Origin of the sequence: Sphingobacterium sp. LZ7M1 (genome assembly GCF_024296865.1) — a bacterium.
GTDB lineage: Bacteria > Bacteroidota > Bacteroidia > Sphingobacteriales > Sphingobacteriaceae > Sphingobacterium.
In genome coordinates this window covers 2502095-2519989 of the sequence record NZ_CP101134.1, presented here as the reverse complement: position 1 = coordinate 2519989, position 17895 = coordinate 2502095, and the positions used below count along the sequence as shown (strand labels likewise).

General features: G+C 39.5%; 14 protein-coding genes and 1 tRNA gene. 10 read left to right on the top strand and 5 right to left on the bottom strand.

Annotation, left to right across the window (positions count from 1 at the left end; genetic code table 11):
• Positions 1-5: 5 nt before the first annotated feature.
• The 3 genes from NMK93_RS10940 to lysA all read left to right on the top strand — a co-directional run bounded on the left by NMK93_RS10940 (position 6) and on the right by lysA (position 3551).
• Positions 6-953, top strand: a complete 948-nt coding sequence (locus NMK93_RS10940; protein WP_254527261.1) for a D-2-hydroxyacid dehydrogenase — start codon at positions 6-8, stop codon at positions 951-953.
• A gap of 115 nt (positions 954-1068) precedes the next feature.
• The gene (locus NMK93_RS10935) at positions 1069-2382 is read left to right on the top strand and encodes an aspartate kinase (protein WP_254527260.1); all 1314 of its coding nucleotides are present in this window, start codon (positions 1069-1071) and stop codon (positions 2380-2382) included.
• A gap of 5 nt (positions 2383-2387) precedes the next feature.
• A complete protein-coding gene (lysA, locus tag NMK93_RS10930) occupies positions 2388-3551 on the top strand; it encodes a diaminopimelate decarboxylase (RefSeq protein WP_254527259.1) in 1164 nt (387 codons plus the stop codon).
• Positions 3552-3755: 204 nt separating this feature from the next.
• Here lysA and clpB read toward each other — a convergent pair whose 3' ends face one another.
• A complete protein-coding gene (gene clpB, locus NMK93_RS10925; protein WP_254527258.1) occupies positions 3756-6356 on the bottom strand; it encodes an ATP-dependent chaperone ClpB in 2601 nt (866 codons plus the stop codon).
• A gap of 244 nt (positions 6357-6600) precedes the next feature.
• Between clpB and NMK93_RS10920 the strand changes: the two genes are divergently transcribed.
• Positions 6601-6673 (top strand) — tRNA-Thr (locus tag NMK93_RS10920).
• A 51-nt stretch (positions 6674-6724) separates the two neighbouring features.
• Here the strand turns inward: NMK93_RS10920 and NMK93_RS10915 are convergent.
• Both NMK93_RS10915 and NMK93_RS10910 read right to left on the bottom strand, forming a co-directional pair.
• A complete protein-coding gene (locus NMK93_RS10915; protein ID WP_185212207.1) occupies positions 6725-6961 on the bottom strand; it encodes a hypothetical protein in 237 nt (78 codons plus the stop codon).
• A gap of 2 nt (positions 6962-6963) precedes the next feature.
• Complete coding sequence (locus tag NMK93_RS10910; protein WP_254527257.1) at positions 6964-7812, bottom strand: universal stress protein; 849 nt, start codon at positions 7810-7812, stop codon at positions 6964-6966.
• Positions 7813-8012: 200 nt separating this feature from the next.
• On the opposite strand from NMK93_RS10910, the gene NMK93_RS10905 reads away from it, so the two are divergent.
• Both NMK93_RS10905 and NMK93_RS10900 read left to right on the top strand, forming a co-directional pair.
• Positions 8013-8621, top strand: coding sequence for an RNA polymerase sigma factor (locus tag NMK93_RS10905; RefSeq protein ID WP_254527256.1), 609 nt, complete (start codon positions 8013-8015; stop codon positions 8619-8621).
• Between the two features lie 12 nt (positions 8622-8633).
• On the top strand, positions 8634-10007 hold the full coding sequence (locus tag NMK93_RS10900) for a hypothetical protein (RefSeq protein ID WP_254527255.1): 1374 nt from the start codon (positions 8634-8636) through the stop codon (positions 10005-10007).
• Between the two features lies 1 nt (position 10008).
• Here NMK93_RS10900 and NMK93_RS10895 read toward each other — a convergent pair whose 3' ends face one another.
• Positions 10009-10620: an HAD family phosphatase gene (locus NMK93_RS10895; RefSeq protein WP_254527254.1), complete on the bottom strand. Its 612-nt coding sequence runs from the start codon at positions 10618-10620 to the stop codon at positions 10009-10011.
• A gap of 87 nt (positions 10621-10707) precedes the next feature.
• Positions 10708-11898, bottom strand: coding sequence for a proline dehydrogenase family protein (locus tag NMK93_RS10890; protein WP_254527253.1), 1191 nt, complete (start codon positions 11896-11898; stop codon positions 10708-10710).
• Between the two features lie 95 nt (positions 11899-11993).
• Between NMK93_RS10890 and NMK93_RS10885 the strand changes: the two genes are divergently transcribed.
• From NMK93_RS10885 to NMK93_RS10870, 4 genes are all read left to right on the top strand, one after another.
• Positions 11994-12200 carry an RNA-binding S4 domain-containing protein gene (locus tag NMK93_RS10885; RefSeq protein ID WP_093096688.1) on the top strand — a complete coding sequence of 69 codons (207 nt, stop codon included), beginning with the start codon at positions 11994-11996 and terminating at the stop codon, positions 12198-12200.
• A gap of 87 nt (positions 12201-12287) precedes the next feature.
• Entirely contained in the window at positions 12288-13352 is a 1065-nt protein-coding gene (gene aroB / locus NMK93_RS10880; protein ID WP_254527252.1) for a 3-dehydroquinate synthase, read from the top strand.
• Between the two features lie 5 nt (positions 13353-13357).
• Positions 13358-14083, top strand: coding sequence for a ThuA domain-containing protein (locus NMK93_RS10875; RefSeq protein WP_254527251.1), 726 nt, complete (start codon positions 13358-13360; stop codon positions 14081-14083).
• A gap of 517 nt (positions 14084-14600) precedes the next feature.
• Positions 14601-17873 (top strand): TonB-dependent receptor, encoded by a 3273-nt coding sequence (locus tag NMK93_RS10870; protein ID WP_254527250.1) that lies wholly within the window; start codon positions 14601-14603, stop codon positions 17871-17873.
• The last annotated feature ends 22 nt before the right edge of the window (positions 17874-17895 follow it).

The following is a 17895-nucleotide window of genomic DNA, read 5'->3' as shown; positions in this document are numbered from 1 at the left end:
TTACTATGAAAATTTTAGCTAACGATGGGATTGATCCTATCGGTAAAAAAATTTTAGAGGATGCGGGCTTTGTAGTGGATACAAACCATATTCCTCAAGATGAATTGATCAATAGATTGAATGAATACGATGCCGTTACGGTACGTAGTGCTACGAAATTACGTCAGCCATTGATCGATGCTTGCCCGAATATCAAGGTTATTGGTAGAGGTGGGGTTGGTATGGACAATATTGATGTGGATTACGCACTTTCAAAAGGTATCGCTGTAGTGAATACGCCAGCGGCATCTTCACATTCAGTTGCTGAATTGGTATTTGCACATCTATTGAATGGTGTTAGGTTCCTATACGATTCTAACCGTAAAATGCCTGTAGAAGGAAACAGCAATTTTGCTGGATTGAAAAAAGCATATGCTGCAGGTTCTGAATTGCAAGGAAAAGTATTGGGTGTTGTTGGTTTTGGCCGTATCGGTCGTGAAACTGCTAAGATCGGTTTAGGATTGGGAATGACGGTGATCTATTCAGATTTGTTTGAAGGACCAAATTCTCTGACTTTAAACTTTGCTGGAGATGTAAGTGTCAATGTCCCTGTTGAGCAGGTTGATATCGATACCATCTTCAAGAAATCAGACTTTATTTCCCTGCACGTTCCATTCACAGACAAGCCTGTTATCGGTAAAGAAGAGTTTGCATTATTGAAAGATGGTGTTGGCTTGGTAAATGCTTCCAGAGGAGGCGTTATTGAAGAGTTAGCTTTGGTGGAAGCGTTGAATTCTGGTAAAGTTGCTTTTGCTGCGCTTGATGTGTTTGATAATGAACCGACTCCAAGAGCGGAAATATTGAATCATCCTAAGGTTTCCTTGACTCCCCATATTGGTGCTGCAACCAATGAGGCGCAAGAACGAATCGGAGAGGAACTAGCCCAGTTATTGATCGATAACTTGAAGAAGTAGTTCTTCCGCATTAAATTATATGCGGCACAAAAGCTTTTATTTGCATTTGTGCCGCTTTTTTTTGTCAAAAGACTTATATTCACAACCTCGTAAAAACAAATAGTTTAAAATAGATATGAAAATTCTAAAATTCGGTGGAACATCCGTAGGGAGTGCTGAACGTATCCAGAGTTTATTGGATATCGTTAATCCCGCAGAGCGTCAGATTGTGGTGCTTTCAGCAGTGGCTGGAACGACAAATGCATTGGTTGAAATCTCTAAAGCTTACTTGAATGGTAAGAAGGATGAAGCCAAGGAATTGATCAAGGAACACAAGAACAAGTACGAAGCTTTAATCAAGGAACTCTTCAGCACTGAGAACGGATATAAGCAGGGTAAGGAATTGATAGATTATCATTTTAACTTAATTGCATCTTTGTCGAACGATCTTTTTACACCTACGGAAGAAAAGATCATCCTGGCACAGGGTGAATTGATGTCCACTACATTGTGGCATCTTTACCTGAGTGAAAAAGGCATAAAATCCGTATTGCTTCCGGCTCTTGATTTTATGAAAATCGACGAGGACAATGAGCCAATGGTTCCATTCATCAAAGAGAAATTGGAAGCGATTTTGGCTGAGCATCCTGATAATAGCTTATTTATCACGCAAGGATATATCTGTAGAAATTCCTTTGGTGAAATCGATAATTTACGTCGTGGTGGATCAGATTATACCGCATCATTGATCGGTGCTGCCATACAAGCCGATGAAATCCAGATCTGGACGGATATCGATGGTATGCATAACAATGATCCTAGAATTGTAAAGGGCACTACGCCGATTGCAGAACTGAGTTTTGACGAAGCTGCCGAGCTGGCCTATTTTGGTGCTAAGATCTTACATCCGCAGAGTGTGTTTCCAGCGCAACGGTATAATGTGCCAGTTCGATTGTTGAACACGATGGACCCCCAAGCTTTTGGAACCTTTATTTCTAAAAACGGTGGACAGAAAGGGTCGATCCGTGCGGTTGCAGCGAAAGATGATATTACGGCAATCCATATCCATTCATCAAGAATGTTGTTAGCATATGGTTTCCTGAGAAAGATCTTTGAAATTTTTGAACGTTATAAAACGCCAATCGATATGATTACCACTTCAGAGGTGGCTGTATCCTTGACAATTGATGATACCAAAAATTTAGATGATATCATCCGTGAAGTGGAAGATTTTGGAAATGTAAGTGTCGATAGAAATCAAACGATCATCTGTGTGGTGGGTGATTTTGGAGCTAATACACATGGTTATGCTGCGCGAGTTTTAGATGCAGTGAAACATTTGCCATTGCGCATGGTTTCTTATGGAGGTTCAGATTACAATGTCTCCATGCTTTTGGATTCTGAGCACAAGGTAGAAGCATTAAGGTCGTTACATAATAGAATTTTTTAAAGAGAATGAACATCAATCAAATTGATTTAGGACGTTTAAACGAATTTGAAACTCCATTTTATTACTATGATCTGGACCTGTTGAATGAAACATTGGACAGGGCCAAGGCGGCAGCTGATAAAAGAGGATTTCATGTTCATTATGCACTAAAAGCTAACTTTAATGACAGGATTTTAGATTTAATCCAATCTAAAGGCTTTGGTGCGGATTGTGTAAGTGGAAATGAGGTTCAAAAATCAATTGATTCTGGTTTTCCTGCCAATCAGATTACCTTCGCTGGTGTTGGAAAATCCGACAAGGAGATTAATTTGGCATTAAGGCATCATATTTTTGCTTTTAATGTGGAATCTATCCAAGAGCTATTGGTAATCAATGAATTGGCGGCTAAACAGAACGTTAAGGCTCAAGTTTCGTTGCGCATTAATCCGAATGTAGATGCCCATACGCACCATTATATCACCACCGGTTTAGATGAAAATAAATTTGGTGTGCCCAATTCTGAATTGGAAAAGGCGGCTTCCGTATTAAGGGAATGTGATCATATTGATCTGTTGGGTCTGCATTTCCATGTAGGTTCGCAGATTACCGATATCAATGTGTTCAAGAGTCTTTGTGTAAAGGTAAATGAGTGGAAGAATTGGTTTGAAGAGCGCGGAACTACCATTAAAGTATTGAACGTAGGTGGTGGGCTAGGCGTGGATTATCATGAACCAGATGCCCATCCTTTTGCTGACTTTGAAGCTTATTTTGATGTATTCGATAAGTTTCTGGAAAGAACTCCGCAACAAGAGGTGCATTTTGAACTGGGCCGTGCTTTGGTAGCACAAGCAGGAACTTTGTTGAGCAGGGTATTGTACACTAAAAGCGGGGTTAAGAAAAACTTTTTGATCCTTGATGCAGGTATGACCGAGCTTATGCGTCCAGCATTGTACCAGGCATTCCATAAAATCGAAAAATTAGGCAAAAACGAGGGTATTGAAAAATTGAACTACGATGTGGTTGGGCCAATCTGTGAGAGCTCAGATTGTTTTGGAAAAGAAGTAACACTTCCTGTTTCAGAACGTGGAGATCTGATCGCTATCCGTACTGCAGGTGCTTATGGCGAAGTAATGGCTTCGAAATATAATCTTAGAGATGAAATCAGGTTTGTGTTTTCTGATGGGATTTGAGATGTGAGATTTGAGATGTGAGATAGTAGAAAGGGATTTTTAGTTATTAAACGAGAGATTTAGAAATTGTGGCACGTTTGATATCTCAATACTCATATCTAAATACTCATATCTAAATACTCATATCTAAATACTCATATCTCAATACTCATATCTAAATAAAAAAGAACTCCTGAGCTAAATCAGTTCAGGAGTTCTTTTTATTTATTCCTCATTCTTGTTGAGGAAGACGAATTTTCCATCAAATGCATCCAGTTTGATTACGGAATCTCTGGATATTTTTCCTGATAGTATCTCTTTAGAGAGTTCGTTGAGGATTCTTTTTTGGATGACACGTTTCAATGGTCTTGCACCATAGACAGGGTCGTATCCTAATTGTGCTAACCAATCTAGGGCTTCGTCAGAAGCTGTTAGGAAGATGTTTTGTTCAGCAAGTTGTTTTTCAACCCTGTTAAATTGCATCCTAACGATATCACCAATTTCTGTTCTGGACAGCGGAGTAAACATGATCACCTCATCAATACGGTTCAAGAACTCTGGACGGATAGATTTTTGCAATAGATCAAGGACTTCATCCTTTGTTTTCGCTACGACTTCTCCTCTGTTCTCATCATTCAATTTAGAGAAATTCTCTTGGATAATATGAGAACCGGTATTGGAGGTCATGATGATGATGGTGTTCTTAAAGTTTACTACACGGCCTTTGTTGTCTGTCAAATGGCCATCATCCAATACTTGTAATAGGATATTGAATACATCCGGGTGTGCTTTTTCGATTTCATCTAATAGCACCACTGAGTATGGTCTACGACGTACGGCTTCGGTTAACTGTCCGCCTTCGTCATAACCCACGTATCCTGGAGGCGCTCCGATCAAACGCGATACGGCATGTCTTTCTTGGTACTCCGACATATCGATCCGGATCATGGCCTGTTCGTCATCGAACAGATATTCTGCCAAGGCTTTTGCAAGTTCGGTTTTACCGACCCCTGTTGTACCAAGGAAAATAAAGGAACCGATTGGGCGTTTAGCATCACTCAATCCGGCCCTTGATCTACGGATCGCATCAGCAATAGCTTCAATAGCCTCATCTTGTCCTGCGACACGCTTATGTAATTCTTCTTCCAGGTTCAATAGTTTTTCCCTTTCGGATTGAATCATTTTACTGACAGGGATACCGGTCCATTTTGAAACCACATCAGCGATATCTTCGGAAGTTACTTCTTCCTTAAGCATACGGCTGCTGTCTTGTTTCTCTGAAAGTTCTTTTTTCAAAGCATCCACTTTGTCCTGAGCTTCCTTGATCTTACCGTACCTTAATTCTGCAACCTTTCCGTAGTCGCCCGCACGTTCAGCCTGTTCAGCTTCCAGTTTGTAGTTTTCTATGTTTTGAGCCTCCGCGTTGACCTGGTCCACCAAGGTCTTTTCAGATTGCCACTTAGCCCTTAATGAATCTCGTTCATTGGAAAGGTTGGCGATGGTTTCTGAAAGTTCAGAGATTTTCTTCTCGTCTTTTTCACGCTTGATCGCTTCTCTTTCAATTTCCAATTGCATGATCCTTCGTTCCAGTTCATCGACCACAACCGGAACTGAGTCCATTTCGAGCCTCAATTTGGACGCTGCCTCATCGACTAGGTCAATGGCCTTGTCTGGTAAGAAACGGTCCGTAATGTATCTTTGTGAGAGTTCTACAGCCGAAATGATAGCCTCATCCAGGATCCTAACTTTGTGGTGGGTTTCGTAACGTTCCTTGATACCACGTAGGATAGAGATTGCATCTTGGGTATCTGGTTCTTCCACCATCACTTTCTGGAACCTACGCTCTAAGGCTTTGTCCTTTTCGAAATACTTTTGATACTCGTTTAGTGTCGTTGCACCGATTGTCCTCAACTCACCACGCGCCAATGCAGGTTTCAGGATGTTTGCAGCATCCATAGCGCCCTCACCGCCACCAGCACCAACTAAGGTGTGGATCTCATCAATGAACAGGATGATTTCACCGTCGCTGTCCGATACTTCCTTAACTACAGCCTTTAGGCGTTCTTCGAATTCACCCTTATATTTCGCACCGGCAACCAATGCACCCATATCCAAAGAGAATACGGTTTTGGTCTTCAAGTTTTCAGGAGCATCGCCTTTTATGATTCGGTAGGCAATACCTTCGGCAATCGCTGTTTTACCTACTCCGGGCTCACCAACCAAGATCGGATTGTTCTTTGTCCTACGGGATAAGATCTGCATGACGCGTCTGATTTCTTCATCGCGACCGATTACAGGGTCGAGTTTGCCAGATTCAGCATATTCATTAAGATTCCTAGCATATTTGTTCAATGCATTGTAGGTTGCTTCGGCATTTTGGTCAGTTACCCTTGAATTTCCCCTCAATTCTTTTATTGCGGTTTTTAGGTCTTTTTCAGTGACTCCTTGGTCTTTCAATAGGCTGGCAACCTTGTCGCCGGATAGCAATAGTCCTAACAGGATATGCTCAATGGAGACGAACTCATCGTTAAATTCCTTCAAAAAGCTCTGCGCTTTCTGTAATACAGCGGTAGCGGAGTTGCTTAGATAAACATTGCTTCCGCTTACCTTAGGGTAGGATTCGATAATTTTATCGACCTCTTGGCTCAGGTAGCTGATATTGACGTTTAGTTTCTTGAGTAAATGGGAAATGACATTTTCATCTACTGATAATAAGGCTTTCATGATATGCGCTGGCTCGATCGCTTGTTGCTGATGGCCAGATGCAATTTCTGAAGCTTTTTGTATTGCCTCTTGGGCTTTGATTGTAAAGTTGTTAAAGTTCATATGTAGTTTCGCTATATGTAATATTAGGTTAACAAAAGGAATGCCTACAGTGTTTTTAGTTATTTTACTGTAATATTGACAGTTAAGTTTAAATACATATGCCAAAAAGACATACAGTAATTAGTTTTTGTGAAAATAATGGCTTGTAGGTCATTTAGTTAGAGTTTTTGTAAGAATGAAGGAGTTCAAAAGATTTGTAAAATTGATATGAAGTTCACATATTTGCATCGCTTTTAAGGGAAATGCCTCCTTAGCTCAGCTGGTAGAGCAACTGACTTGTAATCAGTAGGTCATTGGTTCGATTCCGATAGGAGGCTCAAAAAGAGGGTATCAATTGATACCCTCTTTTTTGTTTTTCTATTTTTTTTCTATTTGAGCATCATCGCCTCTTTATGGTTCAGTACCTGTTTAAAGGTTGGTGTACCGTTTTGGAAAAGGCTTTTATGGTGCGGTGCAGGGATCAGAACTTTTACTTCATATTTTTCGAGTGGGATAAAGAATAGAATTCCATGTTCGACAAAGTTTTCATCTGTTATCTCTGTGAATTTCTCTGCTTTATCGTTGATACGATTTAATGATTCTAATTTTTTAATGACCTGCTGCATGTTTATTTTTCTTCATGAAAAACCAATATTGGCACCTTTGAATGCAGAGCAAGGTTATTGCTGATGCTGCTGTTGAATAGGCGATCAAAGAAGCTTCGGTTTCTCTTAACGACACCAAATATATCAATATTGTTTTCAAGGATATAATTTGCAATGGTATTTTCTATGCTTTCAACCTCATCCAGGAGAACATAATTAATGTTTTCTTGTGGAAATTCCTTTTGCCAAGCTTCCGTCTGCAATAGTACATCGGCCACTTTATCATTGTGCATCACGTGTAAGCATTCGATTTTAGCATCCACAGCTTTTGCCATGATGAGCATTTCCTTCAACGCGGATTTGTCCTTTTCACGGAATAGAGTCGTGAAGACAGTGCGCTTGATACCTTGATATTTAGCATGTGGAGGGACAGCAAGAACTGGGTTTTGGATAGACTTGATAACACTTACGGTATTGGTTCCGATTAATTTGGAAAGAAATCCAGATTCACCATGTGTTCCCATAACCACCAAATGGATCTTTTCGCGTTCTACAATGCTTTTTACCACTGAAGCGACCGGCCCTTCTTCAAAAAGAAAAACTAATTCAACTTCTTGCATCCCGATCTCGGAAGCGATCTCTCGGAGTTTTTGGGTTTTCTTTTTATAGACTTCGAATTGGTTGAGCTCAATGGTCTGATAGACTTCTCCTAAAAGTTCCGGTTGTCCACCGTGCGTTGCGGAAAGGACCGGCTCTAGATAGGAGTATAGCACATAAATCTTGGCATCAATCGATTTGGCAATATGTAATGCATAGAGGAACGCATTATTGGCGATTTCGGAAAAATCTGTAGGAAATAAGATGGCTCTCATAGTCGTTAATTTTGTGTTTGTTAAATTTACCAAATAATGGGCAAGGAATTAATGACCTTTATCATTATTTTATACCAACTGTAGCATGGAATTGTTTTATATCGTTATCCTAATATAGAATATTTATAGCAGGATTTGTATGAATAAAGCTTAGCTTCATCTATAGTTTTTTTAATTACAGAAGATTAGAGAAGACATAGGTGGGAATTTTAAGGAAATATCTCAGTAACAGTACAGCATTGAACCTAAGGACAGCTTTGGAGCAATGTGCTATGTCTAATTCTGAGAAGAGTAAATCCTTTCTATACAAGAAATTCTATGGTTATGTGATGGCTATCGTGATCCGCTATATGAAGCATGAAATGGAGGCTGAGGAGCTGGCCAATGAATGTTTTGTGAAAGCCTTCAATAAGATCGGGACCTTTTCATTGCATGAAGATCCCAATGTTTTAGAGAAGACTTTTAAGTCTTGGATAGCGAGGATCGCAGTTAATACGTCGATCGATGCCCTGCGGGTTCGGAAGCAGATGTATATGCTGGACGATTTGAGCAGTAGTGATACCTTACATTATTCCGTAGATAATGGAAGCAGGTTGGAATATGAGGATATGCTTTCCTTGATACAGCAGTTGCCAGATATTCAGCGATCGATCTTCAACCTGTATGAAATTGAAGGTTATTCGCATGAGGAGATAGGGAAGGAACTGGGAATCCCAGAGAGTACTTCCAGGACTTATTTGACAAGAGCGAAGCAAAAGTTGCGCAAATTGTATTTGAGTCAAATTGATTTAGAAAATATTAAATCCTGATTCGTTTAGATAATGGAAGAGAAGAATAAAAAAGATATTGTCGAACAGATCGTCGAAAAGATGAAATCCATGGAGGAACTTCCGTATAAGGAAGGTGCATGGGAGAATTTTCAGAGTCGATATGGTGCTGCCCCGGTTAAAAGGAACAAAACTTTCTATTGGGCTGCCAGCGCTGCGGCAATTTTATTGTTGGGAATTGGAACGGTTATGTATTGGCCGGAAAATACCTCTAACAATATTGATAATCAAATTACCGCTAACCAAGATCCTGTTGTAGACAATGAAACCGGTTTTCAAGATAACGGCGGTGACCAGGATGTTGTAAGCGGTCAGGATGAAAGTGTAATTGGTTCTCAAGGTAATTTAATTGCAAGTCAATCTGATTTGAATACTTCTGTACAAGGGAATGGCCTAATAGCTCAAGCGGGAGGTGAGGATGCTAATGCAGAGATTAGAGGTTACCAGGACCTGGGATTGATATCCAATTATTCAAATGATGGTATCTATCCGAGCGGTATCCAGATCCCTAATGCACTTCATTCCTATAATCTATCCAATAAAAGAGCGAAGATTGAAATGGATAACGACCTGAGAGGTTTCAGGGAAAATAATGTCAATAGCGAATTGGCATATCAAGCCCAAGAGGCAAAGAATGGTGCTGAGCCCTTAATAAAAAATAGGAAATTCAATTTTAGGGAGAAGTTTGATTTAGGGCTTTTCGTTTCTCCGAATTCCACCAATGAACGGTTCAATTTTGGAGGCGGGATGTTGTTAGCCTATAATATCAATAAGAATGTAAGTGTTAGGACTGGATTGGCTTACAATCGCTATGATGTTTCTCAAATGAAAGATCCAGTGGCGAATTCAGAAACTCCTGTTGTGGCCAGTAAAGATGCCTTGCAGAAAATTACGGCTAACGGTCTGACCCAGAATTTTGCAAGCAGTAATGCCATCATTCTACCGAATGTAAATGCAATTTCGGGAAATGTCCAAGCATTGGAAGTTCCCTTGGATGTTCGGGTAAAGTCTAAGTCTGGGTTTTATGCTTCCTCTGGTATAACTTATGCCGCTGTATTCAATCAGAACAGATATGCACATTATGTAGAGAATGCCAATACTGAATTGTTTGGCAATGGTCTTCCTGAGAGTGAGGCGGATGTAAAAACGGCTGTTAAGCAGGTTTCCAGAGCAATCAAGACGGAGGATGAAAACGTGAGCAGCAATGGATTTGGTGGTTTTGTCAATTTCTCCATCGGTAAAGAAATGAAGATGAACAAAAACATCAATCTTTCGGTTGAGCCTTATTTTAAAATGCCTGTAGGCAGTTTTAAAAGAGCAGATATGAATTATACCAACGGTGGTATAAGGATCATCACTAACTTCTAGGCTACAGTTGGTCGATACGGACCCAAGCCATTCCAGCAGAAATTGCTCCTTGTACTCCAGGATCACCGTCTTCAAAGACCAAGCAGTCGCTTGGATTGACATTTAAGTGTTCCGCAGCCAATAAAAAAGGTTGAGGAGAAGGTTTACCTTCAGGCGTGTCGCCTGCACAGACCAAAGTCTCATATCTTCCGACTACGTTAATGACATCCAAAGTAATGTTGAGGGTAGAGCGGCTTCCACCAGAAACAATCCCAATTTTTCTTGATTCAGCAAAATCATAAAGGACCTGTCTGACAAATTCTACGGGTTGTGTCTTTTGAATAAAATGTTCAATAAAGATGGCAGACTTTCGTTTTGCAAATTCAATTCTATCCAAAGGAACCTGATAACGGGAAGAGATTTCATCTGCCACATGCACTGTAGGCCATCCTGCCGTTTCATCGATCAGATCGGGGTTCAATAGAATGCCGTGTTCCTTGGCAGTTTCTACATAAGCAGCTTTATGGGCATGCATATTATCTGCTAGGGTGCCATCGACGTCAAACAGTAATGCTTTGAAAGGGGATGCGATTTCTTTTAGTTTAAGGTATTTCTGATAATTTTCTTCCGTCATGCCGCAAAAATAAGAAAGTCTCCATGAATTGGAGACTTTCGTGATCATTTTATGGTCATACCTTGAATCAAGGTATGCGTGTTAATCTTATTTTTCAGATTTACGACGTTTCAGCTCTTTCATGATTAAGCTCAACTCACGTCCAGTCTGTCCACCTACGGAGGTGTTTTCCTGAGCGCGACGGAACAGATAAGGCATTACTGATTTTACCGGTCCGTATGGCATATATTTAGCCACATTGTAACCTGCAGCAGCCAAATTGAAAGAAAGGTTGTCCGACATTCCTAAAAGTTGTGCGAAAAACACGTTAGGAAGATTGTGAGGGATGTTTCTTTTTTCAAGTTCATTAGCCAATAACCTGCAGCTTTCCTCATTGTGCGTACCTGCCATCAGGCCGACTGTATCAATGTTTTCAAGACAGAAGTCCACAGCGGCATTGTAATCGGTATCAGATGCTTTTTTGTTAGGTTGGATCGGGGAAGGGTAATTGTTCTCTTTTGCCCTTTCTCTTTCAATTTCCATGTAGGCACCGCGAACAAGTTTGGCACCAAGGTGGAAACCTTGAGTTTTAGCATAGGCAAAATCAGCTTTAAGGGAAGCTAATTTGTCATGACGGTACATTTGATAGGTATTATATACAATCGGGCTTTCCGAATTGTATTTTTCCATCATTTCTCTAGCAATATCATCAATGGTATCCTGGATCCAGGAGTGTTCAGCATCGATAAGCACGCGGATGTCGTTATCATAACAAGCTTTACAGATACGGTCACATCTCTCCATCAGGCGTTTGTATTCCGCTTGTTCTTCAGGGGAAAGTGATTCTTTAGCATCGATTTTGGCCAATAGGTCAAATCTTCCCAAACCAGTAGGTTTGAACACACAGAAGGAGATCAGAGGGTTTGCTTTAGCAGCTTCTACGGTCCTGAGGATTTCAGCGCAGCATGCATCGAAGCTTTCTTCCGAGTCTTCGCCTTCCACAGAATAGTCAAGGATAGTAGTTACATGACCTTTACCAAGGTCTTGGATTGCGGTTTGGCAATCTTGGATACTTTCTCCTCCACAGAACTGTTTGTAGATAGTGTTTTTGATAATGCCTTGAATCGGTAATCCGATATTCAACGAAAAGTTTGTAATTGGTGTCCCTATCTTAATTAGGGTATTGCTCGCGACCATTTTAAATAACCAATACGCTTTGTTAAGGTCTTTGTCGCTTTTGCCTTGAAAGGCAATTTCGGTGTTGTTAAAGTCAAGCTTTAAGGGTGAAGCTATGTCCATATTACTTTAATTTGATGTTGGTAAAATTAGGCTTTTTTTATGAATTAAAAACATAGTTATAATGTAAATCCTGTCAATTAAAATTACTTTTGTTTATGCAAACGTTTACATTAGAAGGGGACTATATCCAATTGATCCAATTATTGAAAGTCATGAACTGGGTTGAGCATGGTGCCATGGCTCAATGGGTGGTGGAAGAAGGACTTGTAAAGTACAATGGCCAAGTCGATTACAGGAAAAGATTAAAAGTTAAGGTAGGAGATATCGTGGAATTCGATGGGAATAAAGTGAAAGTTCAATAATTCTTAAGCTCTGTAAAATATCTGTTTACAGTTTTAAAAATCCAATTACATTCAATAAAAAAATCTATCTTTAGGTAGAAATTATATATGAAGAAGATTAATAGTTTAGGATACGAAGTCGTATTCGATGATGAGTTAGATGAACTGCAGTCCTTTCTCATTGATCATGATTATTCGCAACTCTTGATTCTCGTAGATCGAAACACGAATGATCATTGTTTACCTGTCATTCAGGCTGCCATACCTGATATTGTTGATTATGATATTATTGAGGTAGATCCAGGAGAAGAGAACAAGAACATAGACTTCTGTATAGGTGTTTGGAAAACCATGTTGGACTTTGGCGCCGATCGAAAAGCCCTCATGCTAAACTTAGGCGGTGGAGTAGTAACCGATATGGGCGGATTTGCCGCTTCTACCTATAAACGAGGTATTGATTTTTTAAATGTTCCTACAACTTTGCTTTCTCAAGTTGATGCCTCCGTGGGTGGTAAGACTGGGATAGACTTGGATAATGTAAAAAACATAATAGGTACGTTCAGCCAACCAAAGGCTGTGTTTATATCCTATAAATTTCTTGAAACATTAGATGACCGTCAGGTCCTTTCGGGATTTGCTGAGGTCATCAAGCATGGTTTGATCCAGGATAAAGATTTATTTAGCCGTTGCAAAACAGTTAGTTTGCCTGTTATACCTGAAGGTATGGTGTACGATTCTGTTGTCATTAAGAATAAAGTTGTTCTAGAAGATCCTACTGAAAAAGGCTTAAGGAAGATCTTGAATTTTGGACATACGATAGGACACGCTATTGAAGGATATTCCTTGGTAACTGATGTAAATCCATTATTACATGGAGAGGCAATTGCTATTGGAATGATCTGTGAAGCTTATCTTTCACATAAGGTTAACAATTTGGATAAAGCCGAATTGGATGAGATAGTCAATTACCTATTGTCAATCTATCCTAAATACAATTTAAATTCAGCAGTTTATCCTGAGTTATTGGCATTGATGAAGAATGATAAGAAGAATGAAGGCAATAAACTTGGATTTGCGCTGTTAAGAAAAATAGGAGATTGCGACTTCAATAAATATGTAGAAGAGGATTCCATCATTGAGAGTCTAGATTTTTATCAATCAAAAACCAAATAAATCAAATGAAAAGAATTTGCATACTGACCCTAGTCTGTTGTTTAAGTATCTGTTTTACTTTTGCTTCAGGAATTGTAAAGCCAAAGAAAGTTTTAGTTTTTACCAAGACAGCAGGTTTTAGGCATGACAACATTGAAGAAGGAGTGAAGGTCCTGACCAAATTGTTGAAGGATGAAAACATCGGAATGTTTCATACGGAGGATGCAAATGTCTTTCTAGCGGATTCATTAAAGGATTTTGATGCTGTTTTGTTCTTTAGTACCACCGGTACCATCTTAGATGAGCAACAAAAGGTAGCTTTCCAGAATTTCTTGAAATCTGGTAAAGGTTTTATGGGTGTTCATGCAGCGACAGATACAGAACACGAATGGCCATGGTACAATAATTTAGTAGGAGCATATTTTGCCAGCCATCCTGCTGTGCAAGAAGCGAAAATTGATGTAAAGAACAGGAAACATTTGGCTACAAAGCATTTGCCAAAGGTATGGATGCATAAGGACGAATGGTATGACTTCTCCAAAGTAAAACCTGATCTTAAGATCTTGATGACCATCGATGAGAAATCCTATGAAAATGGAAAAATGGGTGATTTTCATCCCATAGCTTGGTACCAGAAGTTTGAAGGAATAAAAGTCTTTTACACAGGCTTAGGACATACGAAGGAATCTTTATACGAACCGAACTTCCAAAAACAGCTCGTGGGAGGCCTAAAATATGTTTTAGGTTATTAATTGATTCTCAATAAATGATAATAAAAAGGAGGTATTTTACCTCCTTTTTTTATTGTAAATAAATTGTTGCGGAAAAGTCTTGTTTATTAAAAATTATTCATAAATTAGTTCTAATTGTAAACTTAATTCTAAACAAAATCAATTCCTGTTAATATTGTATTATTCCATTTTTATATGAAGGAAAAGTACAGCAGAAATTTAAAAGTGTTTGATGTACACTTTGTTAACATTAAGCAGAGGGGGTGAATTGAAAGGGAAAGTGCCATAAATACCGATAACTTTAATAAACTAAATAACTTTAACTAACAGCTTATGACACACGAGTACTTAAATCCAATTAGTAAACCAAAATAACTTAAAAGACTACATTTCTTTTTAGGAAGATAGAAATTCCATAAATGGGATTTCTATGGCTTTAAATAATAAATATTTAATTCATGGCTTTGCTATGCCTTGAGATTAAGATTTATTGCATCATTGAACTAATAATTTAACAAACTAACTAACAAATTCTATTATGGGAAGATCAATGAAGTTCCATAGCAATTCTTTTATTCCCAAAAGACTGCTAAAAAATGGACTTCTGATTTCAATGGGCGTGCTCGCGATGAGCAGTGTCTCCGCATCAGAAGTTTCAATTTGGAATAAAATCGCTATGCATCCATTATATGCGATGCAAAGTCCAGTAAAAGGTAAGATTATTAACCAGGCAACTCAAGAGCCAATTGCTGGAGCTACCATTAAAATCGTCGGCAAGACGTCGAGTACCTCATCAGATGCTTCTGGAAATTTTGAAATCGATGCGCAAGCAAACGATGTCCTAATCATTTCCTATGTAGGTTTTGCTTCTGCTCGTTACACGATCAGCTCTACCACTCAACCCATTACCATTACGCTTACAGAAGATAGCAGTAATCTGGAAGAAGTGGTTGTAACTGGTTATGGTACGCAAAGGAAGAAAGATTTGACAGGATCCGTTGCAGTTGTAAACGTGTCGGAATTGAAGTCTCAACCTGCAGGTAGTGCCGTTGAAGCTTTGCAAGGACGTGCAACAGGGGTTCAGATTGTCAATGACGGTGCTCCAGGTTCAACTCCTCAAATCCGTATCCGTGGTTATTCAACCATTAACAACAACGAACCACTGTACATCATCGATGGAGTACCTTATGAAGGCAAGTTGAGCTGGTTGAACCAAAATGATATTGAAAGTATGCAGGTGTTGAAGGATGCTTCTGCAGCTTCAATCTACGGTGCCCGTGCGAACAACGGGGTTGTAATCGTGACGACCAAATCTGGAAAAGAAGGAAGTACCAAAATCACCTTAGATGCCTATGCAGGCGCAGGTATTCCAAACAAGGGCTCCTTTCCCAAGATGCTGACTCCTCAGCAGATTTTGGATATCGACAATAAATTCAATGGAACGAGTTTACAGCTTCCTGACTATCTATTGGCCGGTTCTAAAACCAACTGGGATGTGACAGCAGCAGATGCGGACATGAACAAGTACAATTATTTTGCTAAAGATCGTGCATCGTTCTATCAAATTACTAAAGCCAATAAAGCAGGTACAAAGTGGTTTGATGAATTATCGCAAACTGCTCCAATCCAATCGTATCAATTAGCTGCCACGGGAGGAAATGAAACTTCTCAATATGCTTTCTCAGGAGGCTACCTTGATCAAAGAGGTAGTATTATTCATACCGGTTTCCGTCGTTATAACGTAAGGACCAATACCCAATTCAATGCATTCAATAAGAAACTAAGATTTGGTGAAAATCTTTCTTATGCTTATACAGAAGGTCATGGTATGGGTGTTAACCCAAATACTGCGGGTGGTTATCAGGGAGAAGGATCTGTATTGGGATTCGCTTACCGTATCCAGAACATTATCCCAGTGTATGATGAGGGTGGAAACTTTGCGGGTTCATTTGGTAAGGATTTAGGAAACGGTGAAAACCCAGTGGCTTTAGCTTATCGCGCTAAGGATAACATGAACCGTTCGAATTTCTTCTTCGGTAATGCATTTGCAGAGTACGACATCATCGATGGTTTGACATTACGCTCTAACTTCGGTTTGAGATATGAAAACTACAATGGCGTAAGTTACACTTATCCAAACCCAGAGTTCTCTGAAGGTAGTTTCAATAACGGTATGAGTGAATACCATGGATATACCACAGAATGGACTTGGACCAATACGTTAAACTACAAACCTAATCTAGGTGAAGATCATAGTCTTAACGTAATGGTAGGTACTGAGGCCATCAAAAACCGAAACCGCGGTATTGATGGAAGTAGGAATGGTTATTTTATCATGAACAGTTTAGACTATTTATATCTAAATGCAGGTAGTTCGAACTTCAACAATAATGGTTCAGGTTCAATTGGAAGTATGTTCTCATTGATGGGAAAAGCAGACTATGCTTACAAAGACCGTTATTTATTGAGTTTAATTGCTCGTCGTGATGGTTCATCCAATTTCGGTGAAAACCATTTATACGGGGTATTCCCAGGGGTAAGTGCTGCATGGCGTATTTCTCAAGAGGAGTTTGCTAAAAGCGCAGAATGGTTAACTGACTTAAAACTTCGTGCAGGTTACGGGGTGACAGGTAACCAACGTATCCCAGGATTCCAGTATTTGAACAGATATTTAGCTTCCTTGACAGAATCTTCATACCCGATCAATAATGGTGTAGTGAATGGTATCTGGCAAAACTCTTACTCTAACCCAGATATTAAATGGGAGCAGGTTAAATCATTGAACGTAGGTTTGGACTTCACGGTATTGAACGGTGATTTAGACGGATCGATCGACTGGTTTGACAAGAAAACAACTGATATGTTGTTCTTGGTTCCACTTCCAGCTGCTGCTGCAGGTAGAGCTGCCTCTCCGTACCAAAATATCGGTGATATGAGCAATAAAGGATTTGAGTTCTCTTTGGGCTACCACTATGGACACAGACAAGAGAAACCATTTACTTTGGATTTAGCTGCTAATTTCTCAAACTATAAAAACGAAGTGGTTGCATTAGCTCCAACCGTATCACAGGTTAACTACGGTGCCTTCCGTTCTATGGAAACTTCAATCTTACAGAAAGGTCAGCCATTCGGTTCATTCTATGGTTATCAAGTAACCGGTATCTATCAAAGTGTGGATGATGTAAATAATTCACCTTCATATGATGATGCAAGACCAGGAGGTTTGAAATATGCAGACATAAATGGAAACGGTGAGATCGACCCAGGTGATAGAACAATTATTGGTAATCCACACCCAGACTTCACTTATTCATTGAATATTAACGCTGCTTACAAAAACTTTGACGTATTGTTATACTTCTATGGTTCCCAAGGAAATGACCTGTATGAAGCTACTCGTTACTTTACAGACTTCGGGGTATTCCGCGGACAAAAGAGCGTAAGGGTATTAGATGCATGGAGTGAATCAAACAAAGGTAGCAATATCCCATCTCTACCTAATCCAGCTGACAAAACAAGTGCGATGGAATACGCAACATCCTCTTATTATGTACAGGATGGTAGTTTCTTGAAGCTTAAGAATTTCCAAATTGGATATAACTTACCAACTAAAAAGCTATTTGGTGAGAACACTACATTCAATAGGTTAAGATTATATTTAGGTGTTACCAACTTATTCACGATTACCAAATACGAAGGCTTAGATCCTGAGGTTTCAGCTACTCCATCTGCCTACCCAGCATTGGGTGTTGACTTTGGGGTATATCCACAGGCTCGTCAGTACACATTTGGACTTAATTTAGGATTTTAGTAGGTAGAGAATATTAAATAGA